The sequence below is a fragment of the Alloalcanivorax marinus genome, from assembly GCF_016906305.1.
GTDB classification, from domain to species: domain Bacteria; phylum Pseudomonadota; class Gammaproteobacteria; order Pseudomonadales; family Alcanivoracaceae; genus Alloalcanivorax; species Alloalcanivorax marinus.
Window position 1 is genome coordinate 1 of record NZ_JADDOL010000055.1, and the last position, 1,248, is coordinate 1,248.

The 1,248-nt window shown below is 61.1% G+C and carries 1 protein-coding gene; it reads left to right on the forward strand.

The window, feature by feature from the left end; all coding sequences use genetic code 11:
* Window positions 1–100 precede the first annotated feature (100 nt).
* On the forward strand, window positions 101–1,248 hold a 1,148-nt coding region (locus IM760_RS18750; protein ID WP_204431738.1), incomplete at its 3' end, for an IS4 family transposase.

Sequence of the window (1,248 nt, forward strand, 5' to 3'; positions counted from 1 at the left end):
CACTGCTGTCCCACAGTTGAAGGGACATAAAGAAAAAGCCTGAACCACCCGGGTACAATGTTTTTGTCGAGAAAACGTTGTATTCCGGGAGGTCCAGGCTTTGTCACATCATAACACCGCGTTTCACCAACTGCTCAAGCCCCTGTCCAGACATGACTTTGAGAGGCTGGCGCGGGAGCACCATCACGGCCAGAAACTGCGCTCGGCGTCGCGCTGGGATCAGTTCGTCGGCATGGCCATGTCGCAGCTCTCCGGTCGGCAAAGCCTGCGGGATATCCAGTCGAACCTGGAAAGCCAGCGCCACAAGCTCTACCACCTGGGCGCCAAGCCGATCCCCCGTTCGACCCTGGCCCGGATCAATGAGAAGCAGCCGGCGGCGTTGTATCAGGCCTTGTTCGGGCGATTGCTGCAGCACTGCAAGAGCCTGCCGGGGCGGCACAAGTTCCGCTTCAAGAACCCGCTTTACTCACTGGACGCCAGCGCCATCGATCTGTCGCTGAAGCTGTTCCCGTGGGCCGCCTATCGGCCGGACGCGGGCAACGTGAAGCTGAGCGTGGGGCTCAACCACGGCACCGATGTACCGGAGTTCGTGGCGCTGGGTGACGGCAATGAGAACGACCTGGTGCAGGGACGGCGGTTCGCCTTCCCGAAGAGCAGCATCGTGGTGTTCGACAAGGGGTATGTGGATTACGGCTGGTATAAGTCGTTGACGGACCAAGGGGTTTTCTTCGTTACCCGGCTCAGGCCGAACGCCATTTACCGGGTCGAGGAGCGGCGTCCGGTGGACCGATCCAAGGGGCTGACCTGCGACCAGACCATCCAGCTCAACAGCGCGCACGCCCTCAAGCGCGGAGCGCCGCGCCTGCGGCGGGTAGGCTTCGTTGACCGGGAGACGGGCAAGCATTACGTGTTCCTGACCAACCATTTTGGTCTGAGCGCGGCGACCATCGCGGCCTTGTACAAGGACCGCTGGCGGATCGAGATTTTCTTCAAGACGATCAAGCAGAACCTGAAGATCAAGGCGTTCGTGGGGACCTCGAGGAACGCGGTGCTGACCCAGTTGTGGATCGCCATGATCACTTACTTGCTGGTGGCGTTTGCCCGGCACAGCGCCCGGGCGGGCTGGACGGTTCAGCGGATCATGCGGGTGCTGCAGTTAAGTCTGTTCGACCGCCGAACCCTGGCGGAGATCCTCAATCCGGACCCGGGGCGAAGTAAAAAGGGCGAACCTCAAATGAGGTTCGCCCT